Source organism: Streptomyces sp. NPDC047022 (assembly GCF_040644155.1).
GTDB lineage: Bacteria > Actinomycetota > Actinomycetes > Streptomycetales > Streptomycetaceae > Streptomyces.
This window is the reverse complement of record NZ_JBEYVV010000011.1, coordinates 33,195-52,800: the sequence shown is the minus strand read 5'-3', so window position 1 is coordinate 52,800 and position 19,606 is coordinate 33,195. Positions and strand designations below refer to the sequence as shown.

Here is a 19,606-nt window from a genome sequence, read left to right as displayed (position 1 = left end):
GGAGGGGACGCTTCAGGACACCGGCCGCGAATCCACCCAAGCCTGCTCGAACTCCTCGCGGTAGGTCGGAAACAGTCCGCCCTCCTCCGCATGGTCCGGCTTGACGACCCGGCTGCCGCCGCGCAGCACCAGCACGGGCGCCTCCATGCCCCGGGTGCGCCGCAGATAGGACTGCACGACCGCGATTCCGTCCGAGCCGTCCCCGTCCACCAGGTACGCGGTGAAGCGGGGTGTCTCGTCGAAGACCTGGATCTCGAAGGCGCCAGGGTCACGCAGCTTCGAGCGCACCCGGCGCATGTGCAGGATGTTCATCTCGACGGCGCGGCTCAGTTCGCCCTTCTTGACACCCAGCTCCCGCTCGCGCCGCTTGACCGCGCTGGAGGCGGGGTTGAGGAACAGCAGCCGCACCCGGCAGCCGGACTCGGCCAGCCGCACAAGCCGGCGCCCGGAGAAGTTCTGCACGAGCAGGTTGAGCCCGATACCGATGGCGTCCAGCCGGCGGGCGCCGCCGAAGATGTCCTCGGCGGGGAACTGTCGCAGCAGCCGCACCCGGTCCGGATGGACGGCGACCACGTCCGCGTACCGGTCGCCCACAAGGTCCTCGACGGCGTCGACGGGCAGCCGCCGCGCGGACGGCACATCGCCTCCGGCGCCGAGGGCCTCCAGGAGCCGGGCGGAGGCGCGCTCGGCCTGGGCGAGGACGGACTGGGACAGCGCCCGGTTGCGCGAGACCACGTTGCGGGTCACTTCCAGCTCGTCCAGGGCGAGTTCGACGTCGCGCCGGTCGTCCAGATAGGGCTCGAAGCACGGCCAGTGCTGCACCATCAGCTCGCGCAGCTGCGGAAGCGTCAGGAAGCTCAGCACGTTGTCGTCGGCGGGATCGAGCAAGTAGCCCTTGCGGCGGCTGACTTCGCGCACCGCGACCGCGCGCTGCACCCACTCCTGGCCGGCCGGCCCTGCCGCCGCGACGACCCAGTCGTCGCCGTGGACGGGTTCGTAGACGGGCCTCAGAACGGCGGCCACGACCGCGCGCAGCCGCTGTTCGACCAGGTTCAGCCAGATGTAGGCCCGCCCCGCCCGCTGGGCGCGTGTGCGCACCTCACGCCAGGCGTCGGCGTTCCAGTCGAGTTCCGGTCCGATGGAGCCCATCTCCATCGGCCGTGCCAGGGACACCGCCCCGGGCGGGACATCCGTGGAGCCACCCTCGTGACCCTCGTCACCAGGGGGAAGCTCCAGCCCTCCCGAGCCCACCCGCGCACCGCCTTCCGCTCCCCCGGGCCTCCCCGGGGGCCGAACCCCACCAACGATCAAGGAAGGGTACTCCGCGAGCGCGGCGCGATGCAGCCGGATGGACAGCATCTGTTCTCAACTACCGCCCCGTGCATGTCCGTTCTGCCCGTCGAGTGTGGACTGCGTTAGCGGATTCATAGCGTCGGCGCCGGGCGGAGCGGTCCGGCCACCCGGCCGGTGAACAGCCACGGGCTGCGGATAGTCGTCTAGTCGTCGCACCACTATGTGGTGAAAACCGACATTCACCCACACCATGGGGTGAGTGAACATCCGGCCGTTGACCCGGGCGCCGCGAGCGTGACGTTCCCTCACTTTCGTGGAGACTCGGCGGCAAGGCACCCCGCGAGAGCCACGACAACTGGGATAGTCGTGTCCATGCAGGTCTGGCCTGGAGAGGCGTATCCGCTCGGCGCCACCTACGACGGTGCCGGGACCAACTTCGCGGTCTATTCCGAGGCCGCCGACAGGATCGAGTTGTGCCTGCTGCACGACGACGGTTCGGAGACGGCGGTCGAGCTGCGCGAGACCGACGCGTTCGTACGGCACGCGTATCTGCCGGGGGTGATGCCGGGGCAGCGGTACGGGTTCCGGGTGCACGGCCCGTACGCCCCCGGCCGCGGGCTGCGCTGCAACTCGGCGAAGCTGCTGCTCGACCCCTACGCGCGCGCCATCAGCGGCTCGGTGAAATGGGGAGAGGAGGTGTACGGCTACCCCTTCGGCGCCCCGGACAAGCGCAACGACCTGGACTCGGCCCCGCACACCATGGCGTCGGTGGTGATCAATCCCTACTTCGACTGGGGCGACGACCGGCCGCCGCGTACCGAGTACCACCGCACGGTGATCTACGAGGCCCACGTCAAGGGCCTGACGATGTGCCACCCCGCGCTCCCCGATGAGCTGCGCGGCACCTACGCGGCCCTGGCCCACCCCGCGATCATCGAACATCTGACCGAGTTGGGTGTCACCGCACTCGAGCTGATGCCCGTACACCAGTTCGTCAACGATCACCGTCTGGCGGACATGGACCTCGGCAACTACTGGGGCTACAACACGATCGGCTTCTTCGCCCCGCACAACGCCTACGCCTCCTGGGGCGACCGCGGCCAGCAGGTCCTGGAGTTCAAGTCGGCCGTCCGGGCGCTGCACGAGGCCGGTATCGAGGTCATCCTGGACGTGGTCTACAACCACACCGCCGAGGGCAACCACCTGGGTCCCACGCTCTCGTTCAGGGGCCTGGACAACCCCTCGTACTACCGGCTGCCGGACGACCCGCGGTACTACATGGACACCACGGGGACCGGTAACTCCCTGCTGATGCGCTCGCCGCACGTCCTTCAGCTGATCATGGACTCCCTGCGCTACTGGGTCACCGACATGCACGTGGACGGCTTCCGCTTCGATCTCGCGGCGACCCTTGCGCGACAGTTCCACGAGGTGGACCGCCTGTCGTCGTTCTTCGACCTGGTCCAGCAGGACCCGGTGGTCTCCCAGGTGAAGCTGATCGCCGAGCCGTGGGACGTGGGCGAGGGCGGCTACCAGGTGGGCAATTTCCCGCCGCTGTGGACCGAGTGGAACGGCAAGTACCGCGACACGGTCCGTGACCTGTGGCGCGGCGAACCGCGCGCGCTCGCCGAATTCGCCTCCCGGCTGACCGGTTCCTCCGACCTCTACCAGGACGACGGCCGCCGTCCGCTCGCCTCCATCAACTTCGTGACCTGCCACGACGGCTTCACGCTGCACGACCTGGTCTCGTACAACGAGAAGCACAACGAGGCGAACGGCGAGGACAACCGCGACGGCGAGAGCCACAACCGGTCCTGGAACTGCGGGGCCGAGGGCGCGAGCGACGATCCCGCGGTGCTGGAGCTGCGGGCGCGGCAGATGCGGAACTTCATCGCCACACTGATGCTGTCCCAGGGCGTGCCGATGCTCAGCCACGGCGACGAGTTCGCGCGCACCCAGCGGGGCAACAACAACGCGTACTGCCAGGACAACGAGCTGTCGTGGGTCCAGTGGCCCGGGGACGGCGAGGAAGACGAAAACGGCGGGTACGGCGGGTACGGCGGGTACGGCAACGAGCTGCTGGAGTTCACGCGCGCGATGGTGTGGCTGCGCCGCGACCACCCCGTGTTCCGCAGGCGCCGCTTCTTCCACGGCCGCCCGGTGCAGGGCACGCACGACGAACTGTCGGACATCGCGTGGTTCACCCCGCGGGGGCAGGAGATGACCCAGCGGGACTGGACGTCCGCGCAGGCGCGGGCACTGACCGTGTTCCTCAACGGCAACGCGATCTCCGAGCCCGGGCCCCGGGGCGAGCGGATCGCCGACGACTCCTTCCTCCTGATGTTCAACGCCTCCCCTCAGACGCTGGAGTTCGTGGTGCCGGTCGACCACGGGCGCCAGTGGCAGGTCGTCGTCGACACGGGGGTCGCCGAGGGAGTCACGCCGGGGACCGGGGCGAAGGTCGAGGCCGGGGGGCGGGTGACGGTGGTGGACCGCAGTCTGGTGGTGCTTCAGCGGCCGGCGTGAGCACGGTGCGTCCAGGAGCGGTCGGCGGGTACCACGTCCGGCAGCCGTTGGGGCGCGCCGGTGGGACGGGAGGGGGCGGCGCGGGTACGTAGGGTGTCATGACACCTGAGCGTTCCGTTCCGGCGGTGCCCGCGAGCACCTACCGGCTGCAGCTGCAGCCGGAGTTCCCGTTCGGTGCGGCGGAGGCGGCCGTGCCGTATCTGGCCGCCCTCGGCGTCTCGCATCTGCATCTGTCTCCCGTCCTGGAAGCGGTTCCGGGCTCGACGCACGGCTACGACGTCGTGGACCCCTCGCGTGTACGGGACGAGCTGGGCGGCGAGGCGGGGCTGCGCTCCCTGGCCCGCACCGCGCGCGAGCACGGGCTCGGCCTGGTCGTGGACATCGTGCCCAACCACATGGCCGCCTCCCCCCGCCACAACCACGCCCTGTGGGAGGTGCTGCGCGAGGGCCCCGTATCGCCGTACGCACGCTGGTTCGACATCGACTGGGACGCGCAGGGCGGGCAGCTGCTGCTGCCGGTGCTGGGCCACAGGCTCGGCGAGGAGCTGGAGGAGCTCAAGGCGGACGGGGACGTACTGCGTTACCACGAACACGCGTTCCCGCTGCGCGAGGGCACGGCGTCGCTGCCGCTGCCCCAGCTCCTGGACGCCCAGTGGTACCGCCCGGTGTGGTGGCGGCTGGCCCGTACGGAGCTGAACTACCGGCGGTTCTTCAGCATCTCCGAGCTCATCGGGGTGCGCGTGGAGGACCCGGAGGTCTTCACCGCGACGCACGGAACGCTTCTGCGGCTGCTCGACGAGGGGGTGATCCACGGGCTGCGCGTGGACCACCCCGACGGTCTGGCCGACCCGGAGGGCTATCTGCGCCGGCTGCACGAGGCGAGCGGGGGCCACTGGACCGTGGTCGAGAAGATCCTCGCGGCCGACGAGGAGCTGCCCGGCGCCTGGGCGGTCGCGGGCACCACCGGGTACGACGCGCTGCGACACGTGGACGGGCTGTTCGCCGACGCCACGGGCGCGGCCGAGCTGCTCGGCCACTATCGCGAGTTCGCGGCCCCGCCGGACGACCGCGGCGGCGACTGGGGCCGGACGGCGCGGCGCGCCGCCCATGAGGTCCTCACGCACGAACTGGCCACCGAGCTGGACCGTCTGACGCGGGAGGCGGCCCGCCTGTGCGCCGCCTCCCCCGACCCCGCCCTGCGCGATCACGCCCCCTGGGCGCTGCGCACCGCGCTCAGGGAACTCCTGGTACGGCTGAAGGTGTACCGGCCGTACTCCCCCGCCGACGCCGCCGCCGTGGTCACCGAGGAGGCCGCCGCCGGGGCCCGGGCCGCATTCACCGTGCCCGAGGAGGCGCACGCGGTCGACACGGTGCGCGCACTGGTGCTGGGGCGCGCCGGGGACGGGGCCGCGCAGGCCGGGTTCCGCGACCGGTTCGCGCAGACGGCGTCGGCGCTGCGCGCCAAGTCCGTGGAGGACACGGCCTTCTACCGCTATGTGCCGCTGCTGTCGGTGAACGAGGTGGGCGGTGAACCGGGCGCCCCGGCGGTGTCCCCCGAGGAGTTCCACGCGTACTGCGCGCGCGTGCAGCGCGACCGGCCCCTGACCGGCACCGTGCTGTCGACGCACGACACCAAGCGCAGCGCGGACGTGCGGGCGGCGCTCTCGGTGCTCACCCAGTGCCCGCGGCGCTGGGCGGACGTGCTGGCCGAGGTGAGCCGCGCGAGCGGCGGCGCACCCGACCCGCATCTGGTCTGGGTGGCGTGGCAGACCGCCTTCGGGCTGGGCGGCGCGGACGAGGAGCGCCTCACGCGGGCGCTCCTCAAACATGTCCGCGAGGCGGGGCTGCACACCACGTGGACCGAGCAGGACCCCTCCTACGAGGAGGCGGTGGCGGCGTTCGTGACGGGCGGGCCGTGCGGGGCGCCGGGGCGGCTCGTGGCGCACTTCAGGGACGCCGTGGAGCCGCACATCCGGGCGAACGTCCTGGGGGCCGCGCTGACGCATCTGACGATGCCGGGTGTGCCGGACGTCTACCAGGGCACGGAGGGCGAGTACCGGGCTCTGGTCGACCCCGACAACCGGCGGCCGTTCGCGCCGCGGGAGGCGCCCTCGGACAAGGCGGAGCTGACCGGGGCCGCGCTGCGGCTGCGACGGTCGAGGCCGGAGGTGTTCGGCGCGTCGGCGACATACGCGCCGCTCGTGGCGGAGGGTCCGGGCGCCGGGCACTGCGTGGCCTTCGTGCGTTCCGGGGAGGTGCTCACGGCGGTCACCCGGCTGTCGCTGCGGCTGGCGGAGGCGGGCGGCTGGCACGACACGTCCCTCGCGCTGCCGCCCGGCCGGTGGGCCGATGTACTGGCCCCCGAGCGGGAGTTCGAAGGGCGTACGCGCCTGGCCGGCCTCCTCGGACGGCTTCCGGTCGCGCTGCTGGAGCGGGTCGCCGGGTCGTGAGAGTCCCGGGGACGTGAATCAGCCCACTGGTACGACGAGACCGCGCGTGTGTCCCCGGCGCCTGCCCCGCGCGCGTGCCCCCATGCCGGGCACGCGCGCGGGGGGCGGTTCAGCGTGGCAGTCCGGGCACCGGCCCGGTCTTGTGCGGGTCGGGCAGGTCGAACACCGACCCCGTCCGCGCAGCCAGGTCGCAGGTGTTCGCGAAGGTGTGGCCGTAGTCGACGCGGCGCCCCGTCCACCGGCCTCGCGCGGACACGGTGACGGGGTCGTAGATCATCGGGCAGAGCAGGTGCCGGGGCGGGATGAGGTCGACGTCCCCCCGTGCCGCGTCGAGTTCGGCGCACGCCTTGGCCGCACCGACGTGCCCCCGGGGCGGGTCGCACATCAGGAGCCTGCCGTGGATCTCCCTGGCGCGGATGTCGCCGCCCTTGGCGACCGTCAGATAGAGCCACTTGCCGCCGGCGGCGTGCTGGGACAAGGCGGGTGCGGGCGTCGCTGCGAGCAGGGCGGTCGCGGCGAGCAGGGTGCCGCGCAGGGCCAGGGTCTTCTTCCTCATTCCATACGCATCGGCAGCCGGGCCCCGGTACCCCAGCCCGGCTCACCCGAACGGAAACGCACGGGCGCGCACAGTCCCGCGAGTTCGAAGGCGGCGAGCACCACACGGGCCTGGTACTCGGCCTGGCGGGCCACCGGGATCCAGCGGGCGCCGTAGCGGTCGCGGTAGTCGGCGCACCACGCTTCGATGAGTCCGTCCAGTTCGGCCAGCGCGCCCTCGGCCGGTCGCCCGGCCGCCCTGGCGAGCTGGTGGAGCAGTCCCGCGGTGCGCAGCGCGACCCGGCGGCCGGAGATGCCGAGGGCCGTCAGCCGGGCGGAGTCGAGCGGCGACAGCGGCCGGACCTCGCCGAGCGCATCGGGGTCCCAGGCGTCCGCGAGTCCGGGAGCGACGAGTACGTAGTCGTCCACCGGGGCGAGCAGCCGGGCGGCGTCGGGCACCCCGGCCAGATGGGGGCGGACACGGGCCAGGAGGGCCTCGAGGCGGCGTGTGTCACGCCGCAGCGTCTCGCTGACCTTCCGCAGCACGGCGTGGGCGTCGGCGCGCGGCGATCCGTCCTCCACGGCCGCGACACCCCACATGGGTGCCTCCACGACCGCCGTGACGGTTCCGTACCGGTGGTGCGGGTGGTACCAGGTGGACTCGACGGCCGCCTCGGTGATCGCGGCGGCGAGGTCCCCGCGCCGGGGCGGCGGGATGCGGTACACGGCGGGGCCCAGGGCAGGCCAGTACAGGGTGTCGTAAGGGCCGAGCTCGCGCGGGATGCCGAGCCGGGCCGCGGCCCGGGCGACCCGCTCGGCCAGGCCGGGCAGGTCCCGGGTCAGCTCGACGAAGCCGCCGCCGACGTCGACGCCGTGCAGGGAGCACTGCAGGAAGGGCCGCAGCTCGTCCTGGAGTTCGAGAAGCGCCCGGGTCTCTGGCAGGGCGGCGCGCTCGGCGCCGTCGGGCAGCCATTCGGGCTGCTCCAGGAAGCCCGGGCGGAAGAAGCGCCGGAAGTACGTGTCGAGGGTGTAAGGGCCGGACAGCCAGCCCTCGTTGCGCCGTGCGCCGTCCGGGTCGAGGCACAGCAGCAGGTTCCAGGTGGTGTCGGCGGCCGTGCCGAGCCGGGGGTCGGCCAGTGCCCGTTCCGCCAGGCGCAGGACGGTGGCGCCGCCGACGGGTTCGTTGGCGTGGGGTCCGGCGACGACGAGCGCGTGGCGGCTGCCATGGCCGACCGAGAGCAGCCACAGGGGTGTGCCGCCGCGGGACGTGCCCACGCGGCGCAGCCGGGCGTCGCGAGGACGGCGGGCGGCGAGCGCGGCGGCGCGGGCGCCGAGCTCGTCCACGGTCGGGTAGCGGAGGAGTGGCGGCAGGGCACACCTCCACGGTGGGGTGCCGTCGATTCACCTGGTGCGCATGGCGCACGCACAGTCAGTCACGGCTTGGAGGGTACGTCAACACCGCGCGCCGCGGGGACGGTTGACCTGAGCCAGGGGACCGGACGAGGTCAGTCCGCCGCCAGGCGGAACGCCATCGTCCCGAAACTCACCTGGTCGCCCGCGCGGACGACGGCCGCGCCGATCACCCGGCGGCCGTTGACGGTCGTGCCGTTGGTGGAGCCGAGGTCGCGCAGCACCCACAGACCGCCCTGGCGGCTCAGTTCGGCGTGCACACGGGAGACGGTCTCATGGCTGAGTCTGAGGCCGCTGGCGGGATCACGGCCGATGCGCAGCGGGACGAGGCGGCCCGGTTCGGGCAGCAGCAGCTTGGGCAGCCGCTCCGCCTGCCAGGCGCGGCGCAGCCGCACGGTGAACCCGGACACCGCCTCCACGGTCCCGAACACCAGCCGCGACCAGCTGCGCTCCGCGGGCAGATCGGCGGTGAGCGCGGCCAGTTCGTGCGGGTGCCGGGCGGTCAGCACCAGCTCCATGCGCCGGATGAACGTGTCGTGCGACAGCCGTCCCATCGCGACGCCGTCGCGCAGCGCCTTCAGCGCCCTGTCGCGCTCGGCGTCCGAAAGCCGCGCAGGGTGGGTATGGAACTCAAAAGACGACGAAGACGACGAAGACAGCGACACAGAGGTGATTGTCGGACAGCCGGGCCGGGGTGTCCAGAAGACGCCAGGCCGTCATGTACAGCACCATGGACGCACTACATCGCGGTGAGCAGACGAGGGGGAACCGTCCGTGCGGTTCGAGGTGTGGGCACCAGAGGCCGGCGGGGTGACGCTCCACTGCGGCGGCGCCACGCGCGCGCTGGAACGTGATCCGGTCCGTGCCGGGTGGTGGGCGGGCGAGGCGGAGGCCGGCGACGGCACACGGTACGGATTCGCGGTGGACGGCGGTCCCGTCCTGCCCGATCCCCGCTCGCGCCGCCAGCCGGACGGCCCGGACGGCCTGAGCGCCGTGGTCGACCAGCGGGCGTACGCGTGGCGGGCCGACTGGGCCGGGCGCGGGCTGCCGGGCGCGGTGCTGTACGAGCTGCACGTGGGGACGTACACCCGGGAGGGCACGCTGGACGCGGCGGCCGAGCGGCTCGGGCATCTCGTGGAACTTGGCGTCACCCATGTGGAGTTGATGCCGCTGTGTCCGTTCCCCGGACGGCACGGCTGGGGCTACGAGGGTGTCTGTCTCTGGGCGGTGCACGAGCCCTACGGGGGACCCGAGGCGCTGAAGCGGTTCGTCGACCGGGCCCACGCGCTCGGCCTCGGGGTCGTCCTGGACGTGGTGCACAACCACCTCGGCCCCTCCGGCAACCAACTCCCCGCCTTCGGACCGTACTTCACACAGACGCATCACACCCCCTGGGGTGCGGCGGTGAACCTTGACGCGCCGGGCTCGGACGAGGTGCGCGCGTATCTGACCGGCAGCGCCCTGGCCTGGCTGCGCGACTACCGGCTGGACGGTCTGCGGCTGGACGCGGTGCACGCGCTGTGCGACACCCGCGCGATCCACTTCCTGGAGGAGCTGTCCTCGGAGGTCGACGCGCTCGCCGCCGAGGCGGGCCGGCCGCTCTTCCTGATCGCCGAGTCGGACCTCGGCGACCCGCGGGTCATCACACCGCGCGGGGAGCGGGGCCTCGGGATGCACGCCCAGTGGAACGACGACTTCCACCACGCCCTGCACACCGCTCTGACCGGCGAATCGCAGGGCTACTACGAGGACTTCGCACGTGCACCCCTCGCGGCTCTCGCCAAGACGCTGACGAGCGGCTTCTTCCACGACGGCACCTACTCGACGTTCCGCGGACGGCGGCACGGCCGCCCGCTGGACCGCACGCGCGTGTCGGCGCACCGGCTGCTCGGCTACTCCCAGACGCACGACCAGGTGGGCAACCGGGCCCAGGGGGACCGGCTTTCGGCGTCCCTGTCCCCGGGGCTCCTGGCGTGTGCGGCGTCCCTCGTGCTCACCGCCCCCTTCACACCGATGCTGTTCATGGGCGAGGAGTGGGCCGCGGGCACGCCCTGGCAGTTCTTCACCGACCACACCGATCCCGCTCTCGCCGAGGCCGTACGGCGGGGCAGGCGCCGGGAGTTCGCCGCGCACGGCTGGGCCGAGGAGGACGTGCCCGACCCCCAGGACCCGGCGACCCGCGACCGCTCCTGCCTGGACTGGTCGGAGCCGGAGCGCGACCGGCACGCGCGCGTGCTGGCCTGGTACCGGGAACTGATCGCCCTGCGCCACTCCCAGCCCGACCTCTCGGACCCCGACTTCGAGGATGTGAAGATCACATTCGATGAGGAAGCCCGCTGGCTCGCCTTCCGCCGCGGAGAGATCCGGGTCGCGGTGAACCTCGCCAAGGGCCCGGCGCGCATCCCCCTCGGAGCCCGCGACGCACGCGTGCTGGCCGCCTGGGAGCCCGTGCCGCCCCTGGACGAGGACGGGGTGCTGAGCCTGCCGGGCGAGTCGTGTGTGGTGCTGGCCCAGGAGTGAGGCCGGGCCTGCCCACCGCGGCGGCGGCAGACGGGCCGTGACCGCTGCTGCCGCCCTCTACGGCGTCCCGTCCTCGGGCAGTTCCGTGACCCGTTCGAGCATGATCGGTTCCCAGGAGCAGCGCAGCCGGGCGCACAGGACCGGCAGCAGCGTGCCGTCGCGGTTCTCGAACGCCTCGGCGAGACGGACGAGGGCGTCGCAGCGGGCGAGCCACAGGCCGCGCAGGCAGGGGCGGGCCCCGTAGTCGGCGAGGGTGGCGGCGCGCACCGCGGCGGGGGAACCCACGGCGCAGGCGAGGGCGGCGATGTCCTCGGCCGGGTCACCGAGGACGGCGTCAGCCCAGCCGAGGACACCGCGCACCCGGCCGTCGACACTCACGACCAGGTGTTCACCGCCCAGTCCGTGGTGCACCAGGGTCCTGGCGGGCTGTGCGGTCAGCTGCCGGGCGGCGGGCCCGGTGAGCTGGGCGAGGCGGGCGGGGTCGAACTCGTCGCGCTCGGCCAGCTGTCCGGCGGCCGTGGCCGCGGCCCTCCGCACGGACTCCAGCGAGCGCGGCGCGAGATGCGGGACGCCGAGGGCCTCGGCCTGGCGTACGGGCACCGCGCGCAGCCCCGTGAGCAGCGCCGCGAGATCCGCCTCACCGACCGCCGACACCGCGGGCTGCTCGTCCGTGGTGCCGGGCAGCCGGGTGTCGAGGGTGTATGCGAGGCCGGCGGCCCACTCCCCGCGCGCCACGCTCTTCGGCAGAGCGATCCCCATGTACGGCCTCGCCAGGCCTCGCAGCCGCAGTTCGCGGTGCTGACGTGCGGAGGCGTCCCGGTCCAGTGCCAGCCGCAGCACGTGGCGCGAGCCGACCCACCACGTGCCGTGCCCGCCGCCCTCGGCCACGGGCGTCACGGCCGGTCCCTCGCCCTGGCTCTTGCGCCCGCCCCCGCGCCCGTCGTCGGGCAGAAGAGAGCGGACCAGTCGGCGTACGGTCTCCGCCGTCGGTGTCGGTGCCTCGGTCATGATCGCGCCGCTGTCGTCCGTCTCGGATACGTGCTGATGACTTCTGGTGCCGGGCGGGAGGGCGCTCGCCGCCCTGTCAGCCGTCTCAGTCGACTATCGCCATCTCACGGGGTGTGTTGTTGAGGCGGCGCCCGCCCTCCTCGGTCACCGTCACGATGTCCTCGATACGGACCCCGAAGCGGCCGGGCAGATAGACGCCGGGCTCCACGGAGAAGCACATGCCGGGGACGAGGGGCTGCTCCTCACCCTCGATCATGTACGGGGGCTCGTGCGTGGTGACGCCGATGCCGTGGCCCGTGCGATGGATGAAGTACTCGCCGTACCCGGCGTCGGCGATGACGGCGCGGGCAGCCCGGTCCACGTCCTGGCAGGCCGCGCCCGGCCGGACGGCGCGGAAACCGGCCTCCTGCGCCGCGCGCACCAGTTCGTGCACGGTGCGCTCCTCGTCCGTGGGCTCGCCCACGTGGACGGTGCGTGAGGTGTCGGAACCGTAGCCGTGCTTGAGGCCGCCGAAGTCGAGGACGACCATGTCGCCGCGCTCGATGACACGCTCTTCCGCCTCGTGGTGCGGGTTGGCGCCGTTGGGGCCCGAGGCGACGATGGTGAAGTCGACCTGGCTGTGCCCGAACTGCCGCAACAGTCCGTCGAGGTCCGCGGCGACCTCGCGCTCCCGGCGCCCGGCGAAGCGCACCTTCCGGATCTCCTCGTAGGCGGCGTCCGCCGCGGCGCCGGCGGCTGCCAGGCGGTCGAGCTCCGCCGCGTCCTTGACGGCCCGCAGCATCGGAAGGGCACGCGTCAGCGCCACATGGCCGACGTCCGGGAGCTTTTCGCGCAGGCCCAGCAGGTGCAGGGCCCAGGCGTTGTCGCTGATGCCGTAGCGGTCGCCGGACCCGAGCAGGGAGGAGGACACCTCGTAGGGGTCGTGGCCGTCCGTCCAGTCACGCAGTGTCAGCGCCGGGGCTCCGGCCGCCTTGGCCGCGTCGGGCGCTTCCAGGGTCGGTACGACGAGGACCGGGTCGTGTCCGGCGCGCAGGACGAGCAGGGTGAGGCGCTCGGTCTCCACCGGGCGGTACCCGGTCAGCCAGACCAGGTCGGGTCCGGGCGCGATCAGGAGCCCCGCGAGCCCGGCGGCGTCGGCGGCTCCGGCCGCGCGCCTCATCCGGGCCGCGTAGTCCTCTGCGGTGAAGGGCGCGGGGTCGACTTGGCCGGGTGGCTCGGGCGTGCCGGTCATCCATGTCCTCCGCGGTCCGGGTGTCCCAGGGTCTACGGGCAGCATCCTGCCCCTCAGTCGGGGCGGACGCGAGCTGATCGGGCACGTGGCGGCCGGAGGATCCGCCGGAACGACCGGAGGACCGGCCGGACCCGGTCGGCGGCGACCGGTCACGGCGTCAGGCGGCGACCGGTCTCCGCGCCCGTGCGGTCAGGGTGCCACCGGCACCCCCCGCAGGACCGCGGCCGGCGCGGCGATGGACGATGCGAGGTCCGGTACGAAGCCGTGCACGCGCCGGGCCAGGTCGTCCGCGCCGTAGCGATGGCAGCCCTGGTGCCAGTTCAGGATGCCGGACATGTAGTTCTTCAGGTCCGCGACATAGCCGTCCATGGTCGCGCGCGCCTCCTCGGACAGTTTGAAGTCGTCGTAGAGCACCGGCAGTTCATGGGCCGCCACATGCTGGAACTGCTCCATGCGCTGGGTGGTCAGGTCATGGACGACGCCGAGGGCCGTCGGATAGTCGCAGCCGAAGAAGTTCTGCACGACGAGTACGGCGTTGTGGAACTCGCCCTCGTACTGGATCTCCTTCTGGTACGAGAAGACGTCGTTGACGAGCATCGAGTAGTCGATGGCGGCGTTCTCCAGGGAACGGACCGGGCCGCTGCGGTACACCTCCGGCGGGACCTGGGGGCCGTGGCCCATGCGGCACAGGTTCTTGGTGAGATCGGCGCCGAAGGTGGCCCGGCGCATCTCCAGATAGTCGACGGGGTCCGGAACCCGGTTCTGGAGCTGGTTCGACAGCTCCCACAGCCAGCTCTCGGTCATGGTGTCCACGGCCGCGCGCAGCGCGCTCCGCTGCTCCGGGGTCATGTGCGCCGTGGTGCGGGCCCACAGGTCGATCAGCCCGCGCTCCATGCCGCTCGCCGGGAGGGGCGGTTCCTCGCCGTCGACCGGCATGCACGCCGACAGCCGCTCGGTGTACACCCTGGCCCCGGCGAGGTCGCGCCGGTGGCCGAAGACGAGCGGGTAGTAGTCGTCCCCGTAGGCGCCCCAGGCGAGCCACCCCGAGCTGAGGTCCAGTGCCTCGGGGGTGGCGTCGGGGTCCAGGCCCGCCGCGCACAGCGGCAGGTCGGCCGCCGCCAGCTTGTCCTCGTCCCAGACCCCCTCCTGGAGCATGCCGGTGCGCCACATCCAGGGAGTGAGACGGTCCCGGGCGTCGTCGAGGTGGGGGCTCAGCTCCACCCGGTAGGGCATGTGGAAGTCCGGGATCAGCGAGGGTCCCACCTGCTGGAAGGGCACATGCGTGTACGCGCGCAGCCGGGGTGCTCCGGCGTCGGAGAGCAGCGCGCGCACATCGGCCGCGGTGGTGCCGGTGCCGGGCAGGCCGAGGGTCCGCGCCTTGGAGCGGGCGCCCTTGTTCATGTAGCGGCTGGACTTCATGTGCCATTCGTGTCCGCCGGACTGCCAGTCCTGAAGTCCCCGGGTGTAGGCGGCGACGGCGGCGACCTCCTCCGGTGTGAGGCCCTCCTCCAGGGCGAGCGCGGGCACTTCGGTGAGCGCCGTGTGCTCGAACTGGTGCAGACGGGAGGTGAGGACGTCGTTGACCGCCTCGGCGGCCTGCTGCGTGGTGCAGCCGAAGAAGGTCTCCAGGACGAGTACGCCGTTGCTGAGTTCGCCCTCCTCCTCGACCTCGCGCTGGTACGAGAACAGGTCGTTGCGCAGATGGACACCGTCGGAGAACGTCTCCATGAGCACCCGCAGCGGCCGTGACCCGGCGACGGAGGCGGGGACTTCGGCGGTCGCGTACTCGACGAGTCCCGCCGACCAGGGGGCGCCGCCGACCTTGCGGCGCATCTCGATGTACTCGACCGGGTTGGCGATCCGCCCCTCGTTGATGTTCGACAGTTCCCACAGCGACTCGTTCAGCAGATGCTCGGTGGCGACGGAGAACCTTCTGCGCCAGTCCAGGGACATCGACGGCACCGTACGCGCCCACAGATCGGCGAGTCCGGCCTCGACGGGGTTCTCCGGCTCCGGTACGGGCGTGGCCAGGTCCAGGGGCATGAACCGGGGCAGCCGTTCCAGATGGGCGGTGCCGCCCGCGCGGTCCTGGGTGCGTTTGAACGCCTCCAGGAAGTGGTCGTCGAAGAAGAACACCCACACGTACCAGTCGGTGACGAGGGAGAGGACCGGGCCGTCGCAGTCGGGGTGCGTGTACGCGCACAGCAGCCCGTAGTCGTGCGCGTCGAGGTCGTGCTGTTCCCAGATGCCGGAACCCTCCAGCATGCCCATCGCCCGCGCCCATTCCGTGGAGTGGGCACGCGCGTCGTCGACATGCGGGTTCAGCCGTGCCGGGTACGGCATGTAGAAGTGCGGGAGGTCGAACGGCTGCGTCATGGCCGGGCCCTACCCGTGGCTCCGCCGGGACATCCGCACGGTGACACATGGTCACACCATCGCGTGAATCAAGGGCCGAGGGGAACCCGTCCCCCGCCCCGCACGTGCCCCGCACCGCGCACCCGGTGCTACGCACGCCCCCTTGCCGACTCCCCTCCCCCGGGCCACCTTTGTCGCATGACCTCCTTCGTGCTGCCCCATGAAGTGCACGGCGACGGCGCCCACAAGGTGTTCGCGGTGCACGGCTGGTTCGCCGACCGGTCCGCGTACGCCCCGGTGCTGCCGGACCTCGACCGCTCGGCCTTCACCTACGCCCTGGTGGACCTGCGCGGGTACGGCGCGGCCAAGGACGCCGCAGGCAGCTTCGGCACCGCCGAGGCCGCCACCGATCTGCTGGAGCTGGCCGACCGGCTGGGCTGGGAGCGGTTCTCGGTCGTGGGGCACTCGATGGGCGGTACGGTCGCTCAGCGGCTGCTGGCGCTCGCGCCCGAGCGGATGCGCCGGATCGTCGGGGTGTCGCCCGTGCCCGCCTCGGGGCTGAACATGCCCGCCGAACAGTGGGAGCTGTTCGCGAACGCCGCGCACCAGCCGGAGAACCGGCGCGTCATCATCGACATCACCACCGGGGGCCGGGCGCCCGCCGCCTGGCTGGACCGGATGGTCGCGCGGTCGCTGGCACTCAGCGATGCCAAGGCCTTCCGGGCGTGGCTCGACTCCTGGGCCGGGGAGGACTTCCATACGGAGGTCACCGGCGCGACGGTGCCCGCACTGGCGGTCGCCGGGGCGCTCGATCCCGCGCTGTCGGCGGCGCTGCTGCGGGAGACCTGGCTGAGCTGGTATCCGCACGGCTCGCTCGTCGAACTGCCCTCGGCCGGGCACTACGCGATGGACGAGGCGCCGCTCGACCTCATCCGCGCCGTGGAGGACTTCCTGCGCGCCGACGAGGCGGAGGCCGGGGCAGGGGAACCGGCCCCAGTGGCCGCGACCGTGGCCGCGACCGTGGACGCCACCGAGAGTCCCGGCGCGTGAGCGTCCGCGGGAACGCACGTGGGGGCGCTCCTCGGCGCGCCCCTGAAAGCGCCCCCGGAAGCGCCGGTGGGATCGCCCGCCGAGTCGCCGAGAAGGACGCCCCACCCGTCCCCGACGTCTTCGACCCCCGCCGGTACGCCGAGGGAGTCCCGCACGCCGCCTACCGCACCCTCCGCGACCACCACCCGGTCGCCTGGCAGGACGAGCCGGAGGTGCTCGGCTGGCCCGCGGGCCCCGGGTTCTGGGCGGTGACCCGCCACGCCGACGTCGTACGCGTGCTCAAAGACCCGGCGTCCTTCTCCTCCCACCTCGGCGCCACCCAGATCCGGGACCCCGATCCGTCCGACCTGCCGTTCATCCGGCGCATGATGCTCAATCAGGACCCGCCGGACCATGGGCGGCTGAGACGGCTGGTCAGCCGGGCCTTCACCCCGCGCCGGATCGACCGCTTCGCGGGCCTCGCCCGCGACCGCGCCCGCTCCCTGTTCGCGGGCGCCCTGGATCTGGCACGGGCCGGTGACGGCACCTGCGATGTCGTCGCGGCAGTCACCGACGACTACGCCGTCCTCAACCTGTCCGACCTGCTCGGAGTGCCCGTCCGTGACCGCGGACTGCTGCTGCACTGGACGCGGCGCGTGATCGGCTACCAGGACCCGGACGAGTCGGGCGGGACACAGCTCGACACGGAGGGCCGGCCCGTCGATCCGCGGTCGCCCGGCGCGCTGCGGGACATGTTCGCGTACGCGCAGCAGCTCGCCGCGTACAAGCGGGACCACCCCGCCGACGACCTCATGACCGCGCTCGCCACGGACGCCGAACTCACCGGTCCCGAACTGGAGATGTCCTTCTTCCTGTTGACGATCGCGGGCAACGACACGGTACGCGGCGCCGCACCCGGAGGCCTCCTCGCGCTGGCGGAGCATCCGGCGGCGTACGCGGAACTGCGCGCGGGGCTGCATCCGCTCGCGTCGGCGGTCGACGAACTGCTGCGCTGGCATCCGCCGGTGCTGAGCTTCCGGCGGACCGCCCTCCAGGACACCGAGCTGGCGGGGCAGCGCATCAGGGCGGGTGACAAGGTGGTCGTCTTCCACGCGTCCGCCAACCGCGACGAACGCGTCTTCGCCGCGCCGGACCGGCTCGATCTGTCCCGGACGCCGAACCCGCATGTCTCCTTCGGGGACGGCCCCCATGTCTGTCTGGGCGCGCACTTCGCCCGGCTGCAACTGCGGGTGCTCTACGAGGAGGCGCTACGGGTCCTGCCCGCACCGCGCCTCGCCGCACCGCCCGGGAGGCTGGTGTCGAACTTCATCAACGGCGTGAAGTCGCTCCCGTTCCAGCTCACTTGACCCGCGGCGGCCCGACCTGGACAAGCGCATGCGCCCCGCTCGTACGCCACCGCTGTTCCTCGGCCGCGACCAGGGCCGCCTCCGTGGCCTCGTCGAGTCCCACGATCACGTCGGACTTCAGGGTGCGCAACGCCGCTACCGGCCCGGGGAAGTAGGCCGTGACGTCCTGGAACGGTGTCGTCGGCGGATACAGCCGGTCGCCCACCAGGCGGCGGTAGTTGAGGTCGCCCTTGAAGACCGTCAGATCCGCCGCGGCGAACTCCGTGCGCAGGTCGTCCGGCATGTCCGCGTACGGCAGCGGGGCACAGGAGAACGGGTGCGCCCGGATCTCCAGACGGCCGTCGGCCATCGCCGTCCACAGGCGTTCCCCCGCGCCGGTGGCGGCGCCCTTCGCGGCGGTCAGCCGGCGCACGGCGTCCACGACATCGGCGGTGGTGGCGTCGGAGATGTAGTAGGGGTGGGCCTTCACATACAGCACGGCCCGCCGCACCTGCCCGTGGCGGATCAGATGGTCCAGCAGGAGCAGGTCCGGGATCAGCTCGCGGCCCGCGTTGTCGGCGACCAGGCAGAGCGTGTCGACGGGCAGCAGCGCCCAGAATTCCTCGCTCTCGTCCACGACGAGCCGGCTGACCGGCGCCGGGGTGCCGGGTGCGGAGAGGCGGAAGCCGAGGTCGGCGCGATTGCCCCAGAGCGCGCCGTGGAGCAGCGCGCGGGCCTGCTCGTCCAGGGGCTGCTCCATGAGCCGGTCGAGCGCGGCCAGTTCCTCGTCCGCTTCCGGGGAGTCCAGTTCTGCGAGTTTGAAGGGCCGGAACGGGTCGACGCCCTGCCAGGCGCCGGGACCGAAGAAGCCGACGGCCTGGAGCAGGTGGCGGTAGAAGTAGCTCTCGGACCACAGGAAGGGCACCTCGAACCAGGACCGGCCGAGGTACTGCCGGGCGCCCCAGACCGCCCACAGCTCGTCGTCCTCGGTTCCGAGCGGCCCGATCACGCCCTCGGTGGCGGAGCCCAGCAGTTCGTCGAGCGCACGCCGCTGCCCGGGGCCGTACGGGAAGGCCTCCCGCACCGCGCCGATGAGCGCGGGATGCCGTGCGGCGAGCACGCCGTGCGGGAAGGAACCCGGCTCGTCGGCGAGGATCACGGGGGCGTCAGGCATGGTCTCGGCTTCCTCCGGGGCCGGTCAGGACCCCCGGGGGCAGGTCCACGTCCTTGAACCGCTCCTCGAGCTGCTTCCCGTAGCCTGCCTCGGTCCACACGAACTTCTTGAACTGCTCCGGCGTCAGCAGACCCTGCCACGGAGTGCGGTCCGCGCAGAACACCGACGCGCACCCGGGACAGTAGTACGCCGATCGCCACAGTGCGTCCGCGCGGGGCTCACCGGCCGTGACCAGTGCCCGGTCGCGGCCCTCGCCGCGCACCACGACGACGGTGCCGACGAACAGCAGCACCGCCAGCAGCGATCCCCCGGCCGTGTAGAGCGGTCTGTGGCCGTCGATACCGCTGTAGGCGAGGGCCACGCCGACGCCGACCATGACCATGCCCTCCACGAAGTGCAGGCATCCGTCGAACCGTGAGGCCACCCCCGGCGTCCGGGCCAGCCGGTCGGCCAAGCCGTCACGCATGGCCGCGTGATCGGCGCAGACCTCCGGGACCGCCCGGGCCCCACTCGAACCACAACCCGGACATATCATTTCAACTGCCCCTGAGGTGCTCTCCGTTGCCATGCGCCTACGCTAACGGCCGCCATGGGCCCGCCATTCCCTCACGCACAGCGACCGGGCGACGACCTTCCGTACCGGGCCAGGGAACTGTTGCGACCGGTAAGAGCCGGGGTTGCAATCAAGTGTGAGGCTCTTCGGTCACGGCGAGTCCGCCGGCCGCCCCGC

14 protein-coding genes are annotated in these 19,606 nt (G+C 72.4%); 5 read left to right on the top strand and 9 right to left on the bottom strand.

Annotated features, from left to right (window positions below):
* Positions 1-12 precede the first annotated feature (12 nt).
* Positions 13-1,251 (bottom strand): SAV2148 family HEPN domain-containing protein, encoded by a 1,239-nt coding sequence (locus tag ABZ845_RS14685; protein WP_360978284.1) that lies wholly within the window; start codon positions 1,249-1,251, stop codon positions 13-15.
* Positions 1,252-1,665: 414 nt separating this feature from the next.
* Here ABZ845_RS14685 and glgX point away from each other — a divergent pair, with 414 nt between their 5' ends.
* Positions 1,666-3,819 (top strand): glycogen debranching protein GlgX, encoded by a 2,154-nt coding sequence (gene glgX, locus ABZ845_RS14680; RefSeq protein WP_360978281.1) that lies wholly within the window; start codon positions 1,666-1,668, stop codon positions 3,817-3,819.
* 98 nt (positions 3,820-3,917) lie between these two features.
* Entirely contained in the window at positions 3,918-6,269 is a 2,352-nt protein-coding gene (gene treY / locus ABZ845_RS14675) for a malto-oligosyltrehalose synthase (protein WP_360978278.1), read from the top strand.
* Positions 6,270-6,378: 109 nt separating this feature from the next.
* Here the strand turns inward: treY and ABZ845_RS14670 are convergent, their stop codons facing one another.
* The 3 genes from ABZ845_RS14670 to ABZ845_RS14660 form a co-directional block, all read right to left on the bottom strand.
* Positions 6,379-6,825 (bottom strand): SSI family serine proteinase inhibitor, encoded by a 447-nt coding sequence (locus tag ABZ845_RS14670; RefSeq protein WP_360978275.1) that lies wholly within the window; start codon positions 6,823-6,825, stop codon positions 6,379-6,381.
* Positions 6,822-8,147, bottom strand: a complete 1,326-nt coding sequence (locus ABZ845_RS14665; RefSeq protein ID WP_360978272.1) for a M14 family zinc carboxypeptidase — start codon at positions 8,145-8,147, stop codon at positions 6,822-6,824. Before ABZ845_RS14665 ends, ABZ845_RS14670 begins: the two co-directional genes overlap by 4 nt.
* A 161-nt stretch (positions 8,148-8,308) precedes the next feature.
* A complete protein-coding gene (locus ABZ845_RS14660) occupies positions 8,309-8,872 on the bottom strand; it encodes a DUF1707 and FHA domain-containing protein (RefSeq protein ID WP_360978613.1) in 564 nt (187 codons plus the stop codon).
* A 115-nt stretch (positions 8,873-8,987) separates the two neighbouring features.
* Between ABZ845_RS14660 and treZ the strand changes: the two genes are divergently transcribed.
* Positions 8,988-10,733, top strand: coding sequence for a malto-oligosyltrehalose trehalohydrolase (gene treZ, locus ABZ845_RS14655; protein ID WP_360978269.1), 1,746 nt, complete (start codon positions 8,988-8,990; stop codon positions 10,731-10,733).
* A 57-nt stretch (positions 10,734-10,790) separates the two neighbouring features.
* On the opposite strand, the gene ABZ845_RS14650 is transcribed toward treZ, so the two are convergent.
* The 3 genes from ABZ845_RS14650 to cyc2 form a co-directional block, all read right to left on the bottom strand.
* A complete protein-coding gene (locus tag ABZ845_RS14650) occupies positions 10,791-11,741 on the bottom strand; it encodes an aminoglycoside phosphotransferase family protein (RefSeq protein ID WP_360978266.1) in 951 nt (316 codons plus the stop codon).
* Positions 11,742-11,826: 85 nt separating this feature from the next.
* Positions 11,827-12,972 (bottom strand): aminopeptidase P family protein, encoded by a 1,146-nt coding sequence (locus ABZ845_RS14645; protein ID WP_360978263.1) that lies wholly within the window; start codon positions 12,970-12,972, stop codon positions 11,827-11,829.
* A gap of 189 nt (positions 12,973-13,161) precedes the next feature.
* On the bottom strand, positions 13,162-15,348 hold the full coding sequence (gene cyc2 / locus ABZ845_RS14640) for a germacradienol/geosmin synthase Cyc2 (protein ID WP_360978260.1): 2,187 nt from the start codon (positions 15,346-15,348) through the stop codon (positions 13,162-13,164).
* Positions 15,349-15,525: 177 nt separating this feature from the next.
* On the opposite strand from cyc2, the gene ABZ845_RS14635 reads away from it, so the two are divergent.
* On the top strand, positions 15,526-16,377 hold the full coding sequence (locus tag ABZ845_RS14635; protein ID WP_360978257.1) for an alpha/beta hydrolase: 852 nt from the start codon (positions 15,526-15,528) through the stop codon (positions 16,375-16,377).
* A gap of 71 nt (positions 16,378-16,448) precedes the next feature.
* The gene (locus tag ABZ845_RS14630; RefSeq protein WP_360978610.1) at positions 16,449-17,723 is read left to right on the top strand and encodes a cytochrome P450; all 1,275 of its coding nucleotides are present in this window, start codon (positions 16,449-16,451) and stop codon (positions 17,721-17,723) included.
* On the opposite strand, the gene ABZ845_RS14625 is transcribed toward ABZ845_RS14630, so the two are convergent.
* Positions 17,716-18,876: a damage-control phosphatase ARMT1 family protein gene (locus ABZ845_RS14625; protein ID WP_360978254.1), complete on the bottom strand. Its 1,161-nt coding sequence runs from the start codon at positions 18,874-18,876 to the stop codon at positions 17,716-17,718. The genes ABZ845_RS14630 and ABZ845_RS14625 overlap by 8 nt on opposite strands.
* Positions 18,869-19,342, bottom strand: coding sequence for a hypothetical protein (locus ABZ845_RS14620; RefSeq protein WP_360978251.1), 474 nt, complete (start codon positions 19,340-19,342; stop codon positions 18,869-18,871). The genes ABZ845_RS14625 and ABZ845_RS14620 overlap by 8 nt, the downstream gene beginning before the upstream one ends.
* Between the last annotated feature and the right edge of the window lie 264 nt (positions 19,343-19,606).

Bases quoted from the DNA above. Each gene is read 5' to 3' on its own strand.
- glgX (WP_360978281.1), top strand. From the start codon at position 1,666: ATGCAGGTCTGGCCTGGAGAGGCGTATCCGCTCGGCGCCACCTACGAC.
- treY (WP_360978278.1), top strand. From the start codon at position 3,918: ATGACACCTGAGCGTTCCGTTCCGGCGGTGCCCGCGAGCACCTACCGG.
- ABZ845_RS14670 (WP_360978275.1), bottom strand. From the start codon at position 6,825: ATGAGGAAGAAGACCCTGGCCCTGCGCGGCACCCTGCTCGCCGCGACC.
- ABZ845_RS14650 (WP_360978266.1), bottom strand. From the start codon at position 11,741: ATGACCGAGGCACCGACACCGACGGCGGAGACCGTACGCCGACTGGTC.
- ABZ845_RS14645 (WP_360978263.1), bottom strand. From the start codon at position 12,972: ATGACCGGCACGCCCGAGCCACCCGGCCAAGTCGACCCCGCGCCCTTC.
- cyc2 (WP_360978260.1), bottom strand. From the start codon at position 15,348: ATGACGCAGCCGTTCGACCTCCCGCACTTCTACATGCCGTACCCGGCA.
- ABZ845_RS14635 (WP_360978257.1), top strand. From the start codon at position 15,526: ATGACCTCCTTCGTGCTGCCCCATGAAGTGCACGGCGACGGCGCCCAC.
- ABZ845_RS14625 (WP_360978254.1), bottom strand. From the start codon at position 18,876: ATGCCTGACGCCCCCGTGATCCTCGCCGACGAGCCGGGTTCCTTCCCG.
- ABZ845_RS14620 (WP_360978251.1), bottom strand. From the start codon at position 19,342: ATGCGTGACGGCTTGGCCGACCGGCTGGCCCGGACGCCGGGGGTGGCC.